Source organism: Rhodobacter sp. SGA-6-6, from assembly GCF_011043545.1.
Taxonomy (GTDB): Bacteria; Pseudomonadota; Alphaproteobacteria; order Rhodobacterales; family Rhodobacteraceae; genus Pseudogemmobacter.
The window spans coordinates 348,015-367,331 of record NZ_JAAKGP010000003.1; the positions used below are offsets into that span (position 1 = coordinate 348,015).

Consider the following 19,317-nt stretch of genomic DNA (forward strand, 5'->3'; position numbering starts at 1 on the left):
ATGACCTACCAGGGCCTCGACTCCTCCGTCCCCGTGCCGGTCAACGTCGCCCCGGGTGCCGCGATCCTGCGCCGGGGGGCGGTGCGCGCCGGCGCGGCCCTGCGCCGCTATGGCCTGTTGGCGGGCTTTCTGGCCGCCTGGCAGATCGGCGCCACCGGAGGCTGGATCAACCCCACCGTCTTTCCGCCGCTGGACGCGATCCTGGCCGCGCTGTTGCAGGGCCTGTCGGGCGGGGCGCTGATCGACGACATCGCCATCAGCCTGCAGCGGTCCGGCCTTGCCTTCGCGGCGGCGGTGGCCATCGGCATCCCGCTGGGCCTGTTCATGGGCCAGATCCGCGCGGTGGAACAGGCGCTGGACCCGATCCTGCAGTTCTTCCGCCAGACTTCGGCGCTGGCGCTGTATCCGGTCTTCATCCTGCTGCTGGGTCTGGGCGAGGCATCGAAGGTCTTCGTCATCTTCTGGGCCACGCTGTTCCCCATCCTGCTGGCCACCATCGGGGGGGTGAAGGAGGTGGACCGCAAGCTGATCGAAATGGCAGCCACCTTCGGCGCCGGGCGTGCCACCATCTTCCGCCGGGTCGTGCTGCCCGCCTCGGTGCCCTCGATCTTCGTCGGCCTGCGCCTGTCGGCCACCACCGCCCTTCTTCTGCTGATCGCGGCCGAGATGATCGGCGCGAACAAGGGGCTGGGGTTTCAGGTGATGAATGCGCAATACAACTTCCAGATCCCGCAGATGTTCGCCGCCATCCTGCTTCTGGCCCTGCTTGGCCTGACCGCGAATGCCGCCCTTGTCGCCCTGCAGCGCCGTCTCTGCCGCTGGGCCGAGCTTTCGTCCCGCTGAATTCTCTCAACCAAGGAAAAAGATCATGACCCTCCCGCTTCGCACGCTCGTGCTGTCCACCGCGCTTGGCCTGTCGCTGACCCCCGCATGGGCCGACGTGACCATCCGCTACCTTGCCAGCCAGGGCGGCCTTTCCGCCCATGAACTGGCCGCCGAACTGGGCTATTTCGACGGCACCGGCATCACGCTGGAAAACGTGGGCTATGCGCAGGGGGGACCCGCCTCGCTGGTGGCGCTGGCCGGAGGCAGCGTCGAGCTTGGCTCTGCCGCCACGGCCGCCGTGCTGAACTCCATCGCCGCCGGCAATGATTTCGTCGCGGCCTTCCCCTCGAACGGCATCGACGACGAGGTGCAGTCGATCTTCTATGTGCTGGAAGGCAGCCCCATCAAAAGCATCGGGGACATCGTCGGCAAGACCATCGCAGTGAACACGCTGGGGGCACATCTCGACTATACCGTGCGCGAGGGGCTGCATCAGAAGGGCCTGCCCGCCGACAGCGCCAACCTGATCGTGGTGCCCGGTCCGCAACTGGAACAGGTGCTGCGCTCGGGCCAGGTCGATGTCTCGGCCTTCGGCTACTGGCAGACCACCTTCACCGGCGCGGCGCTGAAGAACGGCGGGCTGCGCGCGATCTTCGACGACACCGACGTTCTGGGTGAAATCGCCGGTGGCTTCATCGTGCTGCGCCGCGACTGGATCGAGGCGCACCCCGAAGAGGCGAAGATCTTTGTCCAGGGGTCGGTCAAGGCGCTGGATTATGCCCGCGAACATCCTGAAGAGACCAGGGCCATCTTTGCCCGCGTCCTGGCCGAACGCGGCGAGAACCCCGATGTTGCGCAATATTTCGCGGGCTACGGCGTGCGCGAAGGCGGGCTGGCCATCGATCGCGACATCCAGTTCTGGATCGACGTTCTGGAACGCGAAGGCGCCGTGCCGAAAGGCAAGCTGGTCGCCAGGGACATCCTTTACACCACGGGCGACAGCCCGGTCACCAACTGAGGCAGGCAGATGAGCGTGGTCGAACACAGCCGCCGCGGAGAGGTCACCGTGCGTGACCTCTCCAAATCCTTCGCGCTGAACGGCCAGCGTCTCGATGTGTTGCGCGATCTGCAGCTGGAAGTGCGGGGCGGCGAGGCGCTGGCCATCGTCGGCCCTTCGGGCTGCGGCAAGACCACGCTTCTGCGTGTGCTGGCGGGGCTGGAACAGCCGGATCGGGGCGAGATCCTGATCGACGGCCATCCCGTGCAGGGCGTGGGCACCGAACGGGCGATCATCTTCCAGGAGCCGCGCCTGCTGCCTTGGCTGACCGTGCTCGGCAACGTGGCCTTTGGCCTGACCGTTCGTGGTCTGCCCGCCGACCGGGCCGAGGCGCGGGCCCGGCATTACATCCGGCTGGTTGGCCTGGCTGCGTTCGAGAAGGCCTATCCCCGCCAGTTGTCGGGCGGCATGGCGCAGCGCGTGGGAATCGCCCGCGCGCTGACCGTGCAGCCCGGAATTCTGCTTTTGGACGAGCCGCTTGGCGCGCTGGACGCCATGACCAAGCTGACCATGCAAGAGGAGCTGGCCCGCATCTGGCGCGAGGAAAAGGTCACGATGATCCTCGTCACCCACGATCTGGAAGAGGCGATCTTTCTCGCCGACCGGGTGTTGATGCTGCCGAACGAGCGGGGCAGCCAGCCCCGCCTGATCGATATCCGCCTGCCAAGACCCCGCGACCGCAGCGAACCGGACTTCGTGGCGATGCGCCGCCGCCTGATGGCCGAGTTCGGCCTGCACTGACTTCGGCTTCCCGATCGGCTCCCCGGAAAGCAGCGCCTCGGCCCGCCCGACCCGGCTTGTTGTCGGCGATCCGTCATCCGCGGACGTCGCCCCGATCCGGCCCCTGGGCCAGCATCTCCATCAGCCGCCGCGCATCGTCCGGGGCATGGAGCTTGTCGGTGTTGTCGAAGAAGACGAAAACGTCGCGGGCCGCGTCGGCCGGGTTTTCCCCGCCGGCGAAATCGCCGTCGTGCATCGGGCGTCCCTCGGACCAGGCGCGTATGCGGCCGGCCCATCGGGCCAGGTCCTCGTCGTCATAGCGCGAGCGGTAGAGTTCGGCCGAGCCGTGCAGGCGGCAATAGACGAAGTCCGAGGTCAGATCCATCAGGCGCGGCCAGTCCACCGTATCGGCGCAGACCAGCGCGACATCATGCTCGCGCAAGAGGTCCACGAAGGCCGGGGTGCGGAAGCTTTCGTGCCGGATCTCGATGGCATGGCGCAGCGGGCGGCGCGCGTCGGTCGCGGTCGCGGCGCGTCCTTCGACCTGCCGGTCGTGCCGGCGCGCAAGCTCTGCCGCGGCCCGGGTATCCTTCGGCAGCAACCCGAGGAACTCGCCGATCAGCGCGGCGTCGAAGCGGAAGCTGGGCGGCAATTGCCAGAGCAGCGGTCCCAGCCTGGGGCCGAGGCAGAGCAGTCCCGACGCCAGGAAATTCGCCAGCGGGGTCTCGGCATCGCGCAGGCGGATCTCATGGGTGATGAAGCGCGGGGCCTTGACGGCGAAGAGGAAATCCTCCGGCACCGCCTCGGCCCAGCGCGCGAAGACCTCGGGGCGTTGCAGCCCGTAGAACGTGCCGTTGATTTCCAGCGCGGAAAACCGGCTTGCCGCGAATGCGAGTTCTCGGTGCTGCACCAGACCCTTGGGATAGAAATGCCCGCGCCACGGCGGATAGCGCCAGCCCGACACGCCGATGCGGATGTCGCCCCGGCGCGAGGTCATGGTCTTGTGCCCCGCGTCGGGCCGGTCGGGATGGACAGCATCGGCAGCCGCTCCGGGTGTTTGACGTGCGGCATTGCACGTCCTTCTCCAATCCCGCAGCCCTCGCCGGGGTTCCCGGTTGCCGGCGATTGCAGGCGGCAACGCGCGGCTGAACGGCGGGGGCGCAGCCCGTAGGGGCGCCTTTCCATGGCACATGACAGGATGTTGATCGCTTGCACGATCTGCCCGCCTTGCATCGTTCTCTTTTTGTTCACAAGGTGAGTCATGCAGATGGCATTCAGCTTTGGGGCTGCCGAGGACATGGCGTGGGTGCGGGACCGGCTGAGGTCCGGCTTCGGCCCCGCCGGGCCGATCCATGTCCGCCCGCCCATCGGCCAGCTGGTGAAATCCATGATCAGCGGGCGCACACGGGACGAAGTCTCTCTGGGCGCCTATCTGCGGCTCGTGGCGGCTTATCCCGACTGGTCCGGCCTCGCCCTTGCGCCGGCGGCCGATATCGAGGCCGTCATCGGCGATGTGACCTTCCCTGACGTGAAGGCGCAGCATCTTTGCACCGCCTTGGCCGACATAGCCTCGTCCCGCCCGGATTTCGACCTGACCTTTCTTGGCAGCCTGGGCGTGGCGCGGGCGCTTGCATGGCTGGAGCGTCTGCCCGGCGTCGGCCGGAAGGTCTCGGCCTCCACCCTCAACTTCAGCACCCTGCACATGCCGGCCTTCGTGGTGGACACCCATATCCTGAGGATCCTGCGCCGGTTCGGCTTCGTCCGGTGCAAGGCCGACACGCGGACCGCCTACGACTGGACGATGGCGGCGGTGCCCGGCTGGAGCGCCGCCGATCTTGCGGAACTGCATGTCCTGATGAAGCGCCTCGGCCAGACCATCTGCCACGCCGACTGCGCGGAGTGCCGGAACTGCCCGATCCGCCAGCGGTGCCGGGCCGCTGCAGCCTTCCGTCAGAACGAAGCGCCCGTCCTCAATGGAAATCCCGCGAATTCGGCATGATCCGCGCGTTCCGCGGATGGCCGAGGACGGGGGCGGGAAGCGAAGGATGCGCCGGCGAAGGCGGCAGGCTGCGGTCGGCCAGGCGCAGCAGGGCGTCGCTGCGGTCCTGCAGGATCTCGGCCACGACATGGGTCACGCCGGAGCCGGGGTCGCGCTGCAGGCGGCCGGTCACCTGCATCAGCCGGGCGGTCATCACCACCTTGCGGAAGGCCGCCATCACCTTGGGCCAGACCACCAGGTTGGCGGCGCCGGTCTCGTCCTCCAGCGTGATGAAGCAGACGCCCTTGGCGCTGCCGGGGCGCTGGCGGATCAGCACCAGCCCGGCCAGCCGCACCCGGCGGCCGCTGGGCAATTCCGCCAGATCCTCGGCGCGGACGAAACCCTGGCGGGTCATGCTGGCGCGCAGGAAGACCATCGGATGGGCCTTCAGCGACAGTCGCAGGGTCTGGTAGTCGGCGACCACCTGTTCGCAGCGCGGCATCGCGGGCAGGGGGACGGGGGGCTCGTCGCCTTCGTCCTCGCCGCGGCGGAACAGCGGCAGGTCGGGCGCCTCCTTCAGCGCCTTCGCCTCCCACAGCGCGGCGCGGCGGTCGAGCCCGGTGGAGCGGAAGGCATCCGCCGCCGCCAGCGCCCGGATCGCCCGCGCGGGCAGGCGGCTGCGGGCGGCGAGGTCGGGAAGGCCGGAGAAGGGCGCGTCCCGGGCTTTCATCAGCCGCTCGGCCGCGTCCTGCCCCAGCCCTTCGATCTGCCGGAACCCCAGCCGCAGGGCGAACTGCCCCGGCGCGGCGGGTTCCAGCGTATTGTCCCAGTCGGAGAAGTTCACGTCCACCTCCCGCACCTCCACCTTGTGATCGCGCGCATCGCGGACGATTTGCGCCGGGGCGTAGAAGCCCATCGGCTGGCTGTTGAGCAGCGCGCAGGCGAAGGCCGCCGGGTAAAAGCATTTCAGCCAGGCCGAGACATAGACCAGCAGCGCGAAGCTGACCGCATGGCTTTCCGGGAAGCCGTAGTCGCCGAAGCCCTTGATCTGGTCGAAGCAGCGCCGGGCGAAATCCGGGTCGTAGCCGCGGTCGATCATCTTGCCGACCATCCGCTCCTCCAGATCCGCGATGGTGCCGCGCGAGCGGAAGGTGGCCATGGCGCGGCGCAACTCGTTGGCCTCTTCCGAGGTGAACCTGGCCGCATCCATGGCGATCTTCATCGCCTGTTCCTGGAAGATCGGCACGCCGAGGGTGCGCTTCAGGATGTTCTTCAGCTCCTCCGGCGGATGCGGGCGGGCGGGCGAGGGGTAGACCACCGCTTCCTCGCCGTTCCGCCGCCGCAGGTAGGGATGCACCATGTCGCCCTGGATCGGGCCGGGGCGGACGATGGCGACCTCGATCACCAGGTCGTAGAACTCGCGCGGCCGCAGCCGCGGCAGCATGTTCATCTGCGCCCGGCTTTCCACCTGGAACACGCCGATGGCATCGCCCTTGCACAGCATCTCGTAGACCTCCTTCTTTCCCTGCGGGATCGAGGCGAGGTCGTGGTCCTCCCCGTAATGACCTCTCAGCAGGTCGAAGCACTTGCGGATGCAGGTCAGCATCCCGAGCGCCAGCACATCGACCTTGAGGATGCCCAGTTCGTCGATGTCGTCCTTGTCCCATTCGATGAAGCTGCGGTCGGGCATGGCGGCATTGCCGATGGGAACGGTCTCGTGCAGCGGCCCCTCGGTCAGGATGAAGCCGCCGACATGCTGGCTCAGGTGGCGGGGCATCCCGATCATCTGCTCGGCCAGCCGCAGGGTGCGGGCCAGCAGCGGATCGGTCAGGTCCACCCCCGCCTCGCTTGCGTTGGCGCCGTCCATCGAGGTGCCCCAGTTGCCCCAGACGGTCTTGGCCAGCGCGGTGGTCACGTCCTCGGACAGGCCCATGGCCTTGCCGACCTCGCGGATGGCGCTGCGCGGGCGGTAATGGATGACGGTGGCGCAGAGGCCGGCGCGGTGGCGCCCGTATCTGTCGTAGATGTGCTGGATCACCTCCTCGCGCCGCTCATGCTCGAAATCCACGTCGATGTCGGGCGGCTCGTCGCGGTCCAGGCTGATGAAACGCTCGAACAGAAGCTCCTGCTCGGCCGGATCGACCGAAGTGATCCCCAGCACGTAGCAGACCGCCGAATTGGCGGCCGAGCCGCGGCCCTGGCAGAGGATGCCTTCGCCCCGGGCGAAGACCACGATCTCCTGCACGGTCAGGAAATACTGGGCGATGTTCTTGCGGCCGATGATCTCCAGTTCCTTCTCGAGCAGGCCGCGCACCTTCTGTGGCACGCCGTCGGGGTAGCGGCCTTCCGCGCCCTGCCAGGTCAGCTTCTCCAGCTGGCTCTGCGCGGTCTCGCCCTCGGGGACGGTCTCCTGCGGATAGTGATAGGCCAGTTCCTCCAGCCCGAAACCGCAGGCATCCGCCACCTCGCGCGTGGCGCGGATGGCGTGGGGCCAGTCGGCGAAGAGCTGGCACATCTCGGCGGGGGATTTCAGGTGCCGCTCGGCATTGGCCTCCAGCAGGAATCCCGCCTGGGGAAGGGTGACCTTCTCGCGGATGCAGGTCATCACGTCCTGCAGCGGGCGGCGGTCCGGCACATGGTAATGCACGTCGTTGGTGGCGAGGATGCCGATCCCGTGCGCCTTGGCCAGCCGGTCCAGCCGGTTGATCCGCGCCCGGTCGTCACCGCGGTAGAGATGGCGGACGGCGATGTGGCGCAGCCCGGGCAGGCGGCGGACCAGCCCGGCCAGCCGCTGCGGCAGGCTTTCGTCGGGAATGACGATCAGCTGCACCCCCTCGGCATGGGCCTCCAGGTCGGCAAGCGTGAGATCGCAGACGCCCTTGGCCTGCCATGCCCCGGAAGGATCGTGCCGCTTGCCCTTGGTCAGCAGGGTGCAGAGCCGGCCCCAGGCCGCCCGGTCGCGCGGATAAGCCAGGAATTCCTCGCCCGTCAGCAGCTTCAGCCGGCAGCCGATGACGGGGCGGAGGCCGGCCTTCCGCGCCTCGGCATGGATACGGACCACGCCGGCCATGGTGTTGAGATCGGCCACGCCGAGCGCGTCGTAGCCGAGGGCATGGGCGGTGGCGGCCAGGTCCGGGGCCTCCGAGGCGCCGCGCAGGAAGGAATAGGGCGTGGTCACCGCCAGTTCCACGTAAGCCGCGCGCGGATTGGGCGGGAAGTGCCCGCTCAGGGTCTTGCGGAAATGGCGGTCGTTGTCGGGCATCAGGCGAAGATCCCGTGCAGGAACCAGCGCGGGGCGCCGCCGCGGCCGTCGCCCTGCACCCCCTCGCGGTAAAGCCAGTAGCGGTGGCCGGCCTCGTCCTCGACCTTGAAATAGTCGCGCAGGCGGGTGCCGGGGCGATCCTGCCACCATTCCGGCGCGATGCGTTCCGGGCCCTGGTAGCGGGCGACGCGATGGGTGCGCCGCCGCCAGCGGAACTGCGCCGGCGGGCCTTCGGGCACGGCGTAGAGCACCAGCACCTCCTCGGCCGGGGACAGCAGGCGCTGCGGGCGTTCGGTGTCGGCGGGCTCCACCTTCGGCGCGGCCAGCGGCGGCAGGCGGGTCTCGGCCCGTTCGGGGATATGGCTTTCCACCGCGGCCAGCCGCGACAGCGCGGCCTTGCCGAAACGGGCGGCCAGCCGGTCGGCCAGTTGCGCCAGCTCCACCGCCGCATCGGTGCCGCCGGCCAGGTCGGGCTGGCGGGGCGCCAGCGGCTCGGTCAGCGGCGCCTCCAGCGAGATCAGGTCGAAGCCGAAGCCGGGGTCGATCCGCTCCAGCCGGTCGCGGAACAGGAAGGCCAGATGGGCGGCGTCGCGGCTGGCCGAGGCGCAGGCGGCCTCGATCCGCCGGGTCTCGCCATCGGTGCGGTAGACGGTCAGCGCCAGCCGCCGGGCGCCGCGATGGGCACGGTCCAACTGGCCGCAGAGATCGGCGAAGAGGCCGGGCAGATGATGGGTCGGGTCGAAGATCGGCTCGGCCAGCCGGGCATCGGCGCGGAAGGGCTCGGGGATGCCGGGCGGCGACACCGGCTCCGGCAGCTTGCCGGTCAGCTGGTCCAGCCGGATCAGCGGGTTCTGCGGCGGGGCCGCGCGGGCGAAGCGGCGGGCCAGCGACAGCCGGGGCAGGGCGGCCAGCGTGCCGATGGTCCGCAGCCCCAGCCGGTTCAGGAGCAGCAGCGTCTCGCCGTCCAGCCGCAGCGCGGCGGCGGGCAGCGGGTCCAGGTCCTCGGCCGCCGCCTGGATCGCCCGCACCGGGCCGAAGCGGGCCAGCGCCCAGGCCGCGCCCCAGGTCGGCGCCAGCGCCGGGCGGGCGGTGAAGCCCAGGGTGGAGAGCCCGGCCTCCATCCCCTCCAGCATCGCCGGTTCGCCGCCGTGAAGATGGGCAGAGCCGGTGGTGTCGAGGATCAGGCCGTGGGTCTCGGCCGGGCTGTCCTCCGGCGCGTCGGCGGCGGTCCAGGGGCACCAGCGCCGCGCCCAGAGGGCCAGCTGCCGCAGCGCCGCCCGGTCGCCCTGCGGGTCGGCATGATCCACCCGCAGCGTGGGCACCAGCGCCCGCATGTCGGCCAGCCGGGCGCCCAGGGTCACGCCGGCGGCCCGGGCGGCGCGGTTGGCGGCATGGATCACCGGCCCGTGCGGGCCTTCCGCGGCCAGCGCCATGGGGGCATCATCGCAGGGTGCCTCGCCCCGCCGCGCGGCCTGCCGCATCCAGCGCTCCATCGGGAACTGCGGCAACCAGATCGAGACGATCCGACGTCCGGTCATGGCTGGCCACCCATTCGCCGGGCCGTCCGCTGCGGGACCGGAACAGCTCCACCCGCCAGCGCGGGGCGCCGGGGGCGCGGGGGTCGTCCGGGTTGGCGGCCGAGGGCAGGGGCGCGATCCGCCAGCGGTCGCGCGCGGCGCTGAGGTCCTCGGCCGCGGCCTGCCGGATCAGCCAGCAGGGCAGGCCGGAGGCTTCCGCCCGCAAGGCCAGCCGCTTCAACGCGGTGAAGGAGACGGCGGGCGGATTGCCCCGCAGTTCGGCCACCACCCCGGCCAGGGCGGCGCAGCGCAGCCCCTCCTCCGCCGCGGCCAGCACGTCGGCGGGGCGCGACAGCTGCATCAGCAGCAGGCTGCGGGGGCCGAGGCCGGGCAGGTAGGGCCGCCCGCTCTCGCGCGCCGCCGGATGGTCCTGCAGCCAGAGGATCGGCGCGGTGCCGCGCGGCAGCCGCGCCAGCACGAAGCCCGCCGCCGCGGCTTCGGCCCCGGAAGGGGCGAAGACCTCGGAGAGCGTCGCGCCCGCCGGGACCAGCCGCGGGCGGCGGAAGGGCGGCGCGGTTGTCGAATGAGCCTCTGTCCGCGGCATGGCGCACGGAATCATACCTGAATGTTCCTGATTTGTTCTTTTAACGCTGTTGGGGGGAGAGGGCAAGGCGGGGCGCCCCACGTCTGGCCGGGCGGGATCAGGCGAGGCACTGCCTCGCCCCCGCCCGTGCGCGGCATGTCAACCGGAGACGGTGGCAGTTCTAAACCCCGAGAGGCCAGCGCCCGCCCGGGCGGGCGAGAAGCGCCCGCCGAGGGGCGGGCGGGCGCTGGCCGGAACTTATGGTCCCGGCCGGGACAAGGGGAAGCGTTGCCGCCGTGGCGAAGGCACGCGCCTTCGCCAAGACAGAGGGGAAAGCGCAGGAGCCTTCGCCTCAATGCGTCGTCGAAGCCCCGTTCAGCGTGGCCTCGGCCGCGTCGGCGGCCTGCTCCACCGACTTCTGGACCGCCTTCTCGGCCTTTCTCACCCCCGCCTTCGCCGCCGATTTCGTCCGGCGGGTGGCGGTCTTCGCGGTCTCGGCCGCGGCCCGGGTCGCCTTCTCGCCCGCGGCTTCGGCCTTGCGGCTGGCGCGGCGGACGGCCTTGCCGGCGCTGCGGATGGTGTCGTCGGCGGCCTCCTTCAGGTCCTCCGCCACCTCTTCCACCCCGCCGTTCCGGCGCAGGCGCAGCGTCATCTCGGTCACGGCGGCGACCAGCGCCACCGGGGCCAGCGTCTTCAGCACCCCGCGGCTGCGCAGGAGCAGGGCGACCAGCCCCGCCCCCACCGCCAGCCCGGTGACCGAGGCGGCGATTGGGTGCTCCTGCGCCATCCGCCGGCCTTCGTCCAGCCCGCGTCCGGCCATGCGCCCGGCCATCCGTCCGCCCTCTTCCATCGCGTCCCAGGCCTTGCGGCGGGCTTCCAGCGCCATGTCGGCGGCTTCCTCGCCCAGATGGCCGAGGCCCTGGCGCATCGCGGCGGCGACCGCCTCGGCCTGCTCGGCCGCCACGGCGGCGCGGGCCTCGGCGGTGGCGCGGCCCTGTTCGTAAAGCTCCAGCAGCCGGTCGCGGGCGGCGTCGCGGGCCGAGCGCGCGGCGGCCATCCAGTCGTCGGCCGCCTGCCCGGCGGCCTCGGCGGCGGTCTCGCGGGTGGCGGGGCGCAGCATCATCAGCGCCAGCCCCGCGCCCGCGATCCCCGCCCCGGCCAGCGCCACCGGCACCGGATGGGCGCGGGCGATGCCGGCGGCGCGGACCCCGGCCTTGCCGAGGCCGATGGCGGCGGCCAGTTCGGCCAGGGTCTGGCCGAGATTCACGTCCTCCGCGTCGATCGCGGATTTCAGCCGGCGGGTGTCGGAGGAAAAGAACATGGAACTCTCCTTGAATGCGCCGGGACAGCCCGGCGGTCGGGGGAACGAGGGACGCGGCGGGGATCAGCGCCGCGACGAAAACGCCCGGGCCAGCGCCTGCCGGCCGAGGAGCAGAAGGATCAGGCCGACCACCGCCGACCCGCCCGCGGTCAGGCCGAGCGCGGCCGGCACCGACCAGCCCGCGGCGCAAAGCGCGGCGACCACGGCGGCAAGGCCGAGGCCGATGGCGGCAACGGCGAGGATCGCCCCCAGCACCGCCAGCACCAATCCCTGCCCGGCGAAGCGCCCGCGCTCGCGCGTCTCGGCCTTCATCAGCGCCAGCCGCAGCCGCAGCGATTGCCGCGCCGACAGCGCGAAGCGCAGGAGAGGCCAGAGGCTTTGGGAACGCGGGTCGGACATTGCGGGCTCCGCTGGGGTCGGGATGCGGGAACAACGCTGCAACTGCGGCCCGGTTCCCTCTGCACCGCAGAAAAAGGCCGGGCGTTGCGGCCCGGCCTCTCTCTGTCGCGGTCAGAGCCCGCGCGACCAGTCGTCCAGCTGGCGCTCGGCCTCTTCCTTGGCGATGCCGTATTTCTGCTGCAGCTTGCCGACCAGCTGGTCGCGCTGGCCCTCGGCCATGTCCAGCTCGTCGTCGGTCAGCTTGCCCCATTTGACCTTGGCCTAGCCCTTCAGCTCTTTCCATTTGCCTTCGATCTGGTCCCAGTTCATCGCGGGTTCCTTTCTGGTGTCAGGGATGCGGTATGGCAGGGCAACGCCGGCCGCGACGGGACGGTTCCCGGCCCCGCCGCCGGGCCGCGCTGGAACCGATCCGGCCGCCGTCGCGTTGTCCTGCCGTAATCGCCAGCGATGGCATCAACGGAATGGAGAGATCCCATGCCTTGCATCAAGACGCTTGCCGCCGCCCTGACCGCGACCGCCCTGGGCACCATGGCCTTCGCCGAGGTGGACAAGATTTCCAAGGTCGACGTGAGCGCGGACCTGACCGCGATCCAGGACGAGAAGGCCGTGGCCTATTGGGGCAACCTCGAAAAGGACCTCGAAGCCGCGATCGGCGCCCGGGTCGGCGACCTGATGGCCGAGGACGGCGCCGAAATCCTGGTCGACATCCGCGAGGTGGAACTGGCCAATGCCTTCGAGCGCGAGCTGAACCTGGGCGATGCGGTGCTGGTGGGTCAGGTCAACGTCAACGACCAGACCGACAACAGCAACTACGACGCCTACGAACTGAGCGTCTCGCTGGAGAACGCCCATGTCATCCTGGCCGAGGGCGAGGTGCTGCGGCTGAGCACCACCGACACCGACGAGACCTATCGCAAGCTGGTGGACACCTTCGCCGAGGGCGTGGTGTCGCGGCTGAAGTAATCCCTTCCGGCCGACGTTTCGGGGCCGTCCCTTCGGGGGCGGCCCTTTTGCTTTTCCCCTCGGCCCTAACGTCAAGGGGAAAATTCGGCTCGACCGCTCAGCGGGACCGTTGACCTGCGGCCCGGCTTTGCGGAATGTGGGCGCGGTCTCAGCCTGCTTCGCAAGAAAGGTCGCACGGAAATCCCATGGCCGGCTTTCCCGCTCCTGCGTCACGCCGGCCTGCCTGCGGGCGGACCCTGCCCGGAGGCGGGAGGTGAGGCGTCTTCTCGGCCGGCTCATGCCTTGGGCTGCGCTGGCGGGCGCGCTGCTGATGGGGCTGGCGATGACCTTCGCCGTGCATCTGGCCGAAACCCGGCGGGCCACGGCGGAATTCGCCCGCACCGCCGATCTGGCGGTGGACCTGATCACCACCCGGCTGCACCAGCATGTCGTGGTGCTGCGCGCGGCCAAGGGCCTGTTCGCGGCGCAGGACGGTCTGGTCGCCCGCAACGAATTCCTGCGCTTCATCGTCGAGGTGGGAATCGCCAGCGACCTGAGCGGCGTCCGCGGCGTCGGCTTCGCGCCGCTGGTTCCCGCGGCGCAGACGGCGGGGCCCGAGGCCGAGCTTCTGGCCCATTACCGCCAGCAGATCCCGGTCCGTCCCGCCACCGACCAGCCCTGGCGCGCGCCCATCGTGCTGCTGGAGCCGGCGGACGAGCGCAACCTGGCCGCGCTCGGCTACGACATGTATTCCGATCCGGTCCGCCGCGCCGCAATGCTGCGCGCCATCGCCAGCGACGAGCCCGAGATGAGCGGCCCCGCCGTTCTGGTGCAGGAGATCGACGGCGAGAAGCAGATGGGCTTCCTGATCTACCTCGCCTATGGCGGCCGGCCGGACCTGCTGGAGGCGGCGGACACCGCCGGCGGGCCGCCGGCGGAGGGCTTCGTCTACGCCCCCTTCCGCGGCGCCGACCTGATCCGCGCCGCGCTGGCCGAGGCGCCCGACCTGCCGGTGGCGCTGGAGATCGTCGACAAGGCGGCGCCCGAGCGGCCGCTCTACCGCGGCGACATCCCGGCGGAGGGCACGGCGCTGCGGCAGGTGCGCGAGGTGGAGGTGATGGGGCGCAGCTGGCGGATCGACGTCTGGCAGACCGGCGGCCGGGCCTGGCACCGGCATCTCGGCACCCTGCTGGTCGGGCTGATCTCGGTCTTCTTCGCCGCCGCGACCGGCCTTGCCGTCGCCGCCCGCCGGCACGAGGAGGCGCAGGCGCGCGAGGTGATGGCCGCCGCCGCGCGCGAGGCTGAATACCGCGGGCTGCTGCTGCAGGAGATGAAGCACCGGATCAAGAACCACATCGCCCGCATCCAGTCCATCGCCCGGCAGAGCGCGCGCGGGGCGGAGGATGTCGCCACCTTCACCGCGGCCTTCGACGCCCGGTTGCAGGCGATGGCGGCGGTGCAGGAAATCCTGGCCGGCACCGCCATGGCGCAGGCGGGCCTGCGCGAGATCCTGCGCAAGGAGCTGCAGCAATGCCTCGACACCGAGGAGGTGGAGCATCTGCTCGACGGCCCGCCGGTTATCCTGGACGAAAGGCAGGCCCACGCCCTGGCGCTGGTGGCGCATGAACTGGTGACCAATGCGATGAAATACGGCGGCCTGTCCGAGGGCGGCGGCGGCCTGAGGGTCGGCTGGCGGATCGAGGAGAGCAGCCCGCCCGAGGTGGTGATCGACTGGGTGGAACGGTTCGAGACCGCAGAGGCGACGCCGGCGGCGGGCAAGGGCTTCGGCTCGCGCCTGATCGAGGCCAGCCTGAAGGGCGAATTGTCCGGGACCATAGAGCGCAGCTTCACCGGGGAGGGGCTACGGATCACTCTGCGCTTCCCGCTGAACCCGGCGATGAAGCCGAAGGACGAAGGGGCAGGGTCCCGGGAAAGGCGCCGGCGGCGGGGGATGATGGTCAGAGACGGAGAAACGGCGGGGTGAACGCCGGCTCCATCGGGGCCCCCGAGGGTTCCATCGCCCTCTGCCTTGGCGAAGGCGTGTGCCTTCGCCACAGCGCAACGGTTCAACCGGACCGGCCAGGCCCTCACGGCCCGGCCAGCGCCCGCCCCGCCCTTTGGCCAGGCGCTTCTCGCCCGCCGGGTCGGGTGCTGGCCTCTCCCGGTCTAGGGCTGCCAGCGTCTCCGGCTGACGTGCCGCGCACGGGCGGGGCGAGGCAATGCCTCGCCTGTTCCCGCCCGCGGAAACCGAAGGAACGGCGGGGTGAACCCCGCCCTACCATCCCTGTGCAGATCGACGGGATAACCCGCCTCCACCCGCGTGCAGCTGCCCTCCCAACGCGAGCGGGGAGGACAGGGCCGGCATGTCGTCGTCCGGGGGCAGGGCGGAGCCTGCCCCGTCTCACGCCACCAGCGTCTCGGTCGAGGCGAAGAACATCGCCTGGCTGACGGCGGAGCGGATCTGTTCCTCGGTATAGGGCTTGTTGATCAGGAAGGCCGGCTCGGGCCGCTCGCCGGTCAGCAGCCGTTCTGGGAAGGCGGTGATGAAGATCACCGGCAGGTCGCCGAACTGCGACAGGATCTCGTTCACCGCGTCGATGCCCGAGGAATTGTCGGCCAGCTGGATGTCGGCCAGGATCAGGTCGGGCCGGTCGGCCGCGGCCAGCGCCACCGCCTCGGCATGGGTGCGGGCATTGCCGGTGACGCGGTGGCCCATGGCCTCCACGATGTCGGCGATGTCCATGGCGATGATCGCCTCGTCCTCGATCACCAGCACCGCGCCGCGGACCGAGGCCTCCATCTCGCGCCGGGCCACGTCGACCAGATGCGCGGCCTCGTCGGCGCCGATGCCCATGATCGCGGCGATCTGGTCGTGGTCGAAGCCCTCGATGGTGTGCAGCAGCAGCGCCTCGCGCGAATTGTGGGTCAGCCCGGCCAGATGCGCCTGCGCCCGGCCCGAGATGCCGGTGTCCGGCTCGGCCACCGGCGCGCCGGAGCTGGACCAGATGGTATGGAACACCGCGAACAGCGCCAGCCGCGTGTCGGGATGGTCCGAAACCAGCGCGGGATCGGCGACCACCGATTCCAGCACGGCCACGGCATAGGCATCCCCGCTGGCCTGGTTCCCGGTCAGCGCGCGGGCATACCGGCGCAGATAGGGCAGGTGGCGGGCCACGCGGGAGGTCAGGTCACTGGCTTCCTGTGCGATCATCTGGTCGGCTCCGATATTTTTCCAACTCACCGGGAACCGAACGCGCAGGCAGGTGTTTGGTTCCAAGGAAAAATGTGGGAATATCGGGAAATGGCAGGCGAGCAGGACGAGAACACTCCGCGCAGGCAGGCGATCCACGCACAGATCGACGAGAATCTCAAGCGTGTCTATGCCCTTGCAGCGGCCGAAGAGTTGCCCGACAGGTTTAAGGACCTTCTGGCGCAACTGAAGGCGCGGGATGCGGCGATCAAGGGAGGCGACTCTTGACCGCCGCCGCCGTTGCCCCCGAAGACCCGCGCGACAGGCTGCCCGCGGCGATCCCGCGGCTGCGCGCCTTCGCCATCAGCCTGACGCGCGACGTGACCCATGCGGACGACCTGGTGCAAGACACTATCCTGAAGGCCTGGTCGAACATGGACAAGTTCGACCCGGGCAGCAACCTGGATGCCTGGCTCTTCACCATCCTGCGCAACACCTTCTACTCCGGCCTGCGCAAGACCCGGCGCGAGGTGCAGGACAGCGACGGCGCCTTCGCCGCCACCCTGTCCGAGCGCCCGGCCCATGACAGCCGGCTGGCGCTGAAGGACTTCCAGCGCGCCTTCGACCAGCTTTCCCCCGAGCATCGCGAGGTGCTGATCCTGATCGGCGCCTCCGGCTTCTCCTGCGAAGAGGCGGCGGGGATGATGGGCGTCGCCGTCGGCACGGTGAAAAGCCGCGCCAGCCGCGCCCGCCGCCGCCTGACCGAGCTTCTGCATCTCGCCGATGGCGAGGACATGTTCTCCGGCACCGACGGTGCGACACAGGCGGTCGTGCTGCGGGCATCGACGGCGGCGCGGTGAAGGCCCCCGGCCGCAGGCAGGGGTTCTCGGCCAGCAGCCTCGGATTCCGCCTGGGCTCCACCCTGGTGCTGGCGCTGCTGCCGCTCGGCATCCTGTCGGTGGTGCAGACCTGGGTCTCGCTGGACCAGATGGAGAAGACCACGCTGGACGGCATCGGCGGCGCCTCGCGCGAGGCGGTGCGGCCGCAGATCGACCTGATCCGCGACGCCCAGGCCGCGGCGCGCACGGTGGCGGCGATGCTGGCGCCCGGCATCACCACCGGCGCCAGTTGCAGCGCCCGGCTGGCGGCGGTGGCCGCAGCCATTCCGCAGGCCACAATCGTGGCCTATGTCCCCGCCGAGGGGCCGATCACCTGCGCCTCGGACGAGGCGAAGGCGGACCTGGCGGCCGATGCCTTCATTGCCGAACTGCCGACCCGGCCCGAGCCCTCGCTGCGCTACAACCCGCGCGGGCCGGTCACGGGCCTGCCGGTGATCGTGGTCGGCGCGCCGGTGGTGGACCGGCAGGGGGTGCAGCAGGGCGCCATCGGCATCCTGCTGACCCATCAGGCCGTCACCCCGCGGCCGTATCAGAGCGATTACGGCCTGTGGCAGCCGGCGCTGATGGCCACCTTCACCGGCGACGGCCGGATGCTGGCGGCCGACCGGGACCCGCCGGATGTTGCCGGGCTGCTGCCGTCCGATCTTGCCACCGACCGGCTGGAGGGGCAGGTGGGCCAGCCCTTCTATCACCGCGGGGCGGAGGGCAAGCGGCAGATCGTCTCGGTCACCCGGGTCGCCGACGACCTTTACCTGCTGGCGCTGTGGCAGCACGATGCCGTGGCCGGGTGGAGCACCGGCCTCGCGCCCTTCCTCCTGCCGGCGCTGACCTGGGCCGCGGCGCTGCTGGCGGCCTCCATCGCCTCGCAGCGGCTGGTGGTGCGGCATGTGCGGGCGCTGTCGCGGTCGATGACCTCCTACATGGCCAGCCGCCGCCGCACCGCCGTCCCCGGCATCGCCGGCGCCCCGGCCGAGATCCAGAAGCTGCACGGCGTCTACGAGGAGCTGATCGACGCCATCGCCCAGGACGAGGCCGAGCTGGAGAACCTGCTGGTCGACAAGGACCGCCTTCTGCACGAGGTGCATCACCGCAGCGGCAACAGCCTGCAGATCATCGCCTCGATCATGCGGATGTATCGGCGCGAAAGCGGCGATCCGGGGATGCGCGGGGTGCTGGACGGGCTGATCAACCGGGTGATCGCGCTCTCTTCCACCCATACCAGCCTCTACGGGCTGGAGGGCCGCCACGACGTGCCGATGGACGAGGTGCTGAACGCGGTCATCCTGCGGCTGAAGGCGATCCACGGCATCGCCATCGGCTCCGCCCGCAAGCGGTTCGAGCCGATCCTGCTGCCGGCCCAGACCGCCATTCCGCTGGCGCTGGCACTGGCCGAGACGGTCAGCTGCCACTTCGCCGCGAAAGAGCGCATGGCCCGGGGCATCGAGGTCTCGCTCCTCGGCTCGGGCGAGGACATCTGCCTGAAGGTCGAGGGCCCCGACGTGCCCGAGTTCCGGCCCGAGACCACGCAGGGCCTGGCCGCGCTGCCGCGGCGGATCCTGATGCAGTTCGCCACCCAGCTGCGCGGCCGGGTGGTGACCCGGATCGAGGGCGACCGCTCGGTCGTCGAGCTGACCTTCCCGCGCACCCCGATCTGACCTTCCCCACCCGTGATTTTTCTTTCCGCTCAGGGAACCCCGGTCCCCGCCGCGGGTTGTCCTTCCGATCATCGGCACCCCGGGTGCCGCCCCGATTGAAAGGAGCGTTCCAATGCTTGGTTGGGCAGTCACCTTCCTGGTCATCGCCATCATCGCCGGTGTCCTGGGCTTCAGCGGCATCGCCGGCACCTCGGCGGGGATCGCGCAGATTCTGTTCTTCATTTTCCTGGTGCTCTTCGTTCTGTCCCTGATCGGCCGCGTCCTGCGGCGCGGCTGATGCCCGCCGAAGGGGTGCGGGCCCCGTAGCAGGCCCGGACCCGCTTCGTTTTCCCTCCTGTCCCTGGACTGGGCTGCGTCTTTCGGCGCAGCCCTTTTTTCCGGCCGGAACGGATTTCGCGCGAAATCCGCCGCGATCTCCGTGCGGAGATCGCCGATTGTCGGGATGTGGGAAAAGGAAAGGCTCAGCCCGCCGGAACCGCCGGCGGCAGCACCACCTCCAGCCCGACCGAGATGCCGTCGCCGCGCAGCCGGGGCGCCAGCCGCTGGAGGAACTCCTGCAGCGAGGCCACCGCCGGCCCGTCGTCCAGCAGCAGCGTGACCTGCGCCCGGCCGGGGCGGCGCAGCGCCGGCAGCAGGCTGAGGATCGCGCACATCACCGAGAACACCGCCTCGGCCCTTTCGCCGTCGGCCGAAAGCACCAGCCGGTCCAGGCCGCCGAGCGCGTCGATGCGCTGGTGCAGCCGACCGAGCGCGCTGCTCTGGCGGAAATCGGTCCAGATCATCTCGGCCCCGGGCAGGGCCAGTTCGGCCAGGGTCATGTCGACGATGCCGCTGCCGGCGACCAGCAGGATGCCCCCGGAGGCCGGCACGGGCATCCGGCGCAGGGCGGCGGCGTTGATCAGGGTGACGGGAAGGCGGGCCGGTCCGGTGGTGTCGGGCATCGTCTTGTCCCTCTGGCTGGGGTCCGAG

At 70.5% G+C, this 19,317-nt stretch carries 18 protein-coding genes and 1 pseudogene; 10 read left to right on the top strand and 9 right to left on the bottom strand.

The genetic code is table 11. The features are described from left to right. The 3 genes from G5B31_RS08150 to G5B31_RS08160 are packed head-to-tail and all read left to right on the top strand — an operon-like array spanning position 1 to position 2,623. The gene (locus G5B31_RS08150) at positions 1–843 is read left to right on the top strand and encodes an ABC transporter permease (RefSeq protein WP_165015837.1); all 843 of its coding nucleotides are present in this window, start codon (positions 1–3) and stop codon (positions 841–843) included. A 25-nt stretch (positions 844–868) separates the two neighbouring features. Further along, positions 869–1,843: an ABC transporter substrate-binding protein gene (locus tag G5B31_RS08155; RefSeq protein ID WP_165015840.1), complete on the top strand. Its 975-nt coding sequence runs from the start codon at positions 869–871 to the stop codon at positions 1,841–1,843. 9 nt (positions 1,844–1,852) lie between these two features. Then, positions 1,853–2,623 carry an ABC transporter ATP-binding protein gene (locus tag G5B31_RS08160; RefSeq protein WP_165015843.1) on the top strand — a complete coding sequence of 257 codons (771 nt, stop codon included), beginning with the start codon at positions 1,853–1,855 and terminating at the stop codon, positions 2,621–2,623. Positions 2,624–2,696: 73 nt separating this feature from the next. On the opposite strand, the gene G5B31_RS08165 is transcribed toward G5B31_RS08160, so the two are convergent. Continuing rightward, positions 2,697–3,599, bottom strand: coding sequence for a DUF72 domain-containing protein (locus tag G5B31_RS08165; protein ID WP_165015846.1), 903 nt, complete (start codon positions 3,597–3,599; stop codon positions 2,697–2,699). A gap of 270 nt (positions 3,600–3,869) precedes the next feature. Here G5B31_RS08165 and nth point away from each other — a divergent pair, with 270 nt between their 5' ends. After that, entirely contained in the window at positions 3,870–4,601 is a 732-nt protein-coding gene (gene nth / locus G5B31_RS08170; RefSeq protein WP_240904331.1) for an endonuclease, read from the top strand. Here the strand turns inward: nth and G5B31_RS08175 are convergent. The 6 genes and pseudogenes from G5B31_RS08175 to G5B31_RS08200 all read right to left on the bottom strand — a co-directional run bounded on the left by G5B31_RS08175 (position 4,573) and on the right by G5B31_RS08200 (position 11,971). Further along, complete coding sequence (locus G5B31_RS08175) at positions 4,573–7,842, bottom strand: error-prone DNA polymerase (RefSeq protein WP_165015852.1); 3,270 nt, start codon at positions 7,840–7,842, stop codon at positions 4,573–4,575. The genes nth and G5B31_RS08175 overlap by 29 nt on opposite strands. After that, the gene (locus G5B31_RS08180) at positions 7,842–9,380 is read right to left on the bottom strand and encodes a DNA polymerase Y family protein (RefSeq protein ID WP_165015855.1); all 1,539 of its coding nucleotides are present in this window, start codon (positions 9,378–9,380) and stop codon (positions 7,842–7,844) included. Before G5B31_RS08180 ends, G5B31_RS08175 begins: the two co-directional genes overlap by 1 nt. After that, positions 9,283–9,963 carry an ImuA family protein gene (locus G5B31_RS08185; RefSeq protein WP_165015858.1) on the bottom strand — a complete coding sequence of 227 codons (681 nt, stop codon included), beginning with the start codon at positions 9,961–9,963 and terminating at the stop codon, positions 9,283–9,285. The genes G5B31_RS08180 and G5B31_RS08185 overlap by 98 nt, the downstream gene beginning before the upstream one ends. Before the next feature lie 331 nt (positions 9,964–10,294). Then, positions 10,295–11,263, bottom strand: coding sequence for a hypothetical protein (locus tag G5B31_RS08190; protein WP_165015861.1), 969 nt, complete (start codon positions 11,261–11,263; stop codon positions 10,295–10,297). Positions 11,264–11,326: 63 nt separating this feature from the next. Then, positions 11,327–11,662, bottom strand: coding sequence for a phage holin family protein (locus G5B31_RS08195; RefSeq protein ID WP_165015864.1), 336 nt, complete (start codon positions 11,660–11,662; stop codon positions 11,327–11,329). A gap of 111 nt (positions 11,663–11,773) precedes the next feature. Continuing rightward, positions 11,774–11,971 (bottom strand): annotated as a pseudogene (locus G5B31_RS08200) (CsbD family protein). A gap of 165 nt (positions 11,972–12,136) precedes the next feature. Here G5B31_RS08200 and G5B31_RS08205 point away from each other — a divergent pair. Both G5B31_RS08205 and G5B31_RS08210 read left to right on the top strand, forming a co-directional pair. Further along, complete coding sequence (locus G5B31_RS08205) at positions 12,137–12,625, top strand: hypothetical protein (RefSeq protein WP_165015867.1); 489 nt, start codon at positions 12,137–12,139, stop codon at positions 12,623–12,625. Positions 12,626–12,878: 253 nt separating this feature from the next. Continuing rightward, entirely contained in the window at positions 12,879–14,588 is a 1,710-nt protein-coding gene (locus tag G5B31_RS08210) for a CHASE domain-containing protein (protein WP_165015870.1), read from the top strand. 417 nt (positions 14,589–15,005) lie between these two features. Here the strand turns inward: G5B31_RS08210 and G5B31_RS08215 are convergent, their stop codons facing one another. Then, positions 15,006–15,815 (bottom strand): response regulator, encoded by an 810-nt coding sequence (locus G5B31_RS08215; protein ID WP_165015873.1) that lies wholly within the window; start codon positions 15,813–15,815, stop codon positions 15,006–15,008. A gap of 90 nt (positions 15,816–15,905) precedes the next feature. On the opposite strand from G5B31_RS08215, the gene G5B31_RS08220 reads away from it, so the two are divergent. The 4 genes from G5B31_RS08220 (at position 15,906) to G5B31_RS08235 (ending at position 18,625) form a co-directional block, all read left to right on the top strand. Further along, positions 15,906–16,082, top strand: coding sequence for a NepR family anti-sigma factor (locus G5B31_RS08220; RefSeq protein ID WP_165015876.1), 177 nt, complete (start codon positions 15,906–15,908; stop codon positions 16,080–16,082). Next, positions 16,079–16,654 (top strand): RNA polymerase sigma factor, encoded by a 576-nt coding sequence (locus G5B31_RS08225; protein WP_165015880.1) that lies wholly within the window; start codon positions 16,079–16,081, stop codon positions 16,652–16,654. The genes G5B31_RS08220 and G5B31_RS08225 overlap by 4 nt, the downstream gene beginning before the upstream one ends. Then, positions 16,651–18,348: a sensor histidine kinase gene (locus tag G5B31_RS21450; protein WP_165015883.1), complete on the top strand. Its 1,698-nt coding sequence runs from the start codon at positions 16,651–16,653 to the stop codon at positions 18,346–18,348. The genes G5B31_RS08225 and G5B31_RS21450 overlap by 4 nt, the downstream gene beginning before the upstream one ends. Positions 18,349–18,460: 112 nt before the next feature. After that, the gene (locus G5B31_RS08235; protein WP_165015886.1) at positions 18,461–18,625 is read left to right on the top strand and encodes a DUF1328 domain-containing protein; all 165 of its coding nucleotides are present in this window, start codon (positions 18,461–18,463) and stop codon (positions 18,623–18,625) included. Between the two features lie 184 nt (positions 18,626–18,809). On the opposite strand, the gene G5B31_RS08240 is transcribed toward G5B31_RS08235, so the two are convergent. Continuing rightward, complete coding sequence (locus G5B31_RS08240; protein ID WP_165015889.1) at positions 18,810–19,289, bottom strand: hypothetical protein; 480 nt, start codon at positions 19,287–19,289, stop codon at positions 18,810–18,812. Positions 19,290–19,317: the final 28 nt, after the last annotated feature.

Bases quoted from the DNA above. Each gene is read 5' to 3' on its own strand.
- G5B31_RS08150 (WP_165015837.1), top strand. From the start codon at position 1: ATGACCTACCAGGGCCTCGACTCCTCCGTCCCCGTGCCGGTCAACGTC.
- G5B31_RS08155 (WP_165015840.1), top strand. From the start codon at position 869: ATGACCCTCCCGCTTCGCACGCTCGTGCTGTCCACCGCGCTTGGCCTG.
- G5B31_RS08160 (WP_165015843.1), top strand. From the start codon at position 1,853: ATGAGCGTGGTCGAACACAGCCGCCGCGGAGAGGTCACCGTGCGTGAC.
- G5B31_RS08165 (WP_165015846.1), bottom strand. From the start codon at position 3,599: ATGACCTCGCGCCGGGGCGACATCCGCATCGGCGTGTCGGGCTGGCGC.
- nth (WP_240904331.1), top strand. From the start codon at position 3,870: ATGGCATTCAGCTTTGGGGCTGCCGAGGACATGGCGTGGGTGCGGGAC.
- G5B31_RS08175 (WP_165015852.1), bottom strand. From the start codon at position 7,842: ATGCCCGACAACGACCGCCATTTCCGCAAGACCCTGAGCGGGCACTTC.
- G5B31_RS08180 (WP_165015855.1), bottom strand. From the start codon at position 9,380: ATGACCGGACGTCGGATCGTCTCGATCTGGTTGCCGCAGTTCCCGATG.
- G5B31_RS08185 (WP_165015858.1), bottom strand. From the start codon at position 9,963: ATGCCGCGGACAGAGGCTCATTCGACAACCGCGCCGCCCTTCCGCCGC.
- G5B31_RS08190 (WP_165015861.1), bottom strand. From the start codon at position 11,263: ATGTTCTTTTCCTCCGACACCCGCCGGCTGAAATCCGCGATCGACGCG.
- G5B31_RS08195 (WP_165015864.1), bottom strand. From the start codon at position 11,662: ATGTCCGACCCGCGTTCCCAAAGCCTCTGGCCTCTCCTGCGCTTCGCG.
- G5B31_RS08205 (WP_165015867.1), top strand. From the start codon at position 12,137: ATGCCTTGCATCAAGACGCTTGCCGCCGCCCTGACCGCGACCGCCCTG.
- G5B31_RS08215 (WP_165015873.1), bottom strand. From the start codon at position 15,815: ATGATCGCACAGGAAGCCAGTGACCTGACCTCCCGCGTGGCCCGCCAC.
- G5B31_RS08220 (WP_165015876.1), top strand. From the start codon at position 15,906: ATGGCAGGCGAGCAGGACGAGAACACTCCGCGCAGGCAGGCGATCCAC.
- G5B31_RS08235 (WP_165015886.1), top strand. From the start codon at position 18,461: ATGCTTGGTTGGGCAGTCACCTTCCTGGTCATCGCCATCATCGCCGGT.
- G5B31_RS08240 (WP_165015889.1), bottom strand. From the start codon at position 19,289: ATGCCCGACACCACCGGACCGGCCCGCCTTCCCGTCACCCTGATCAAC.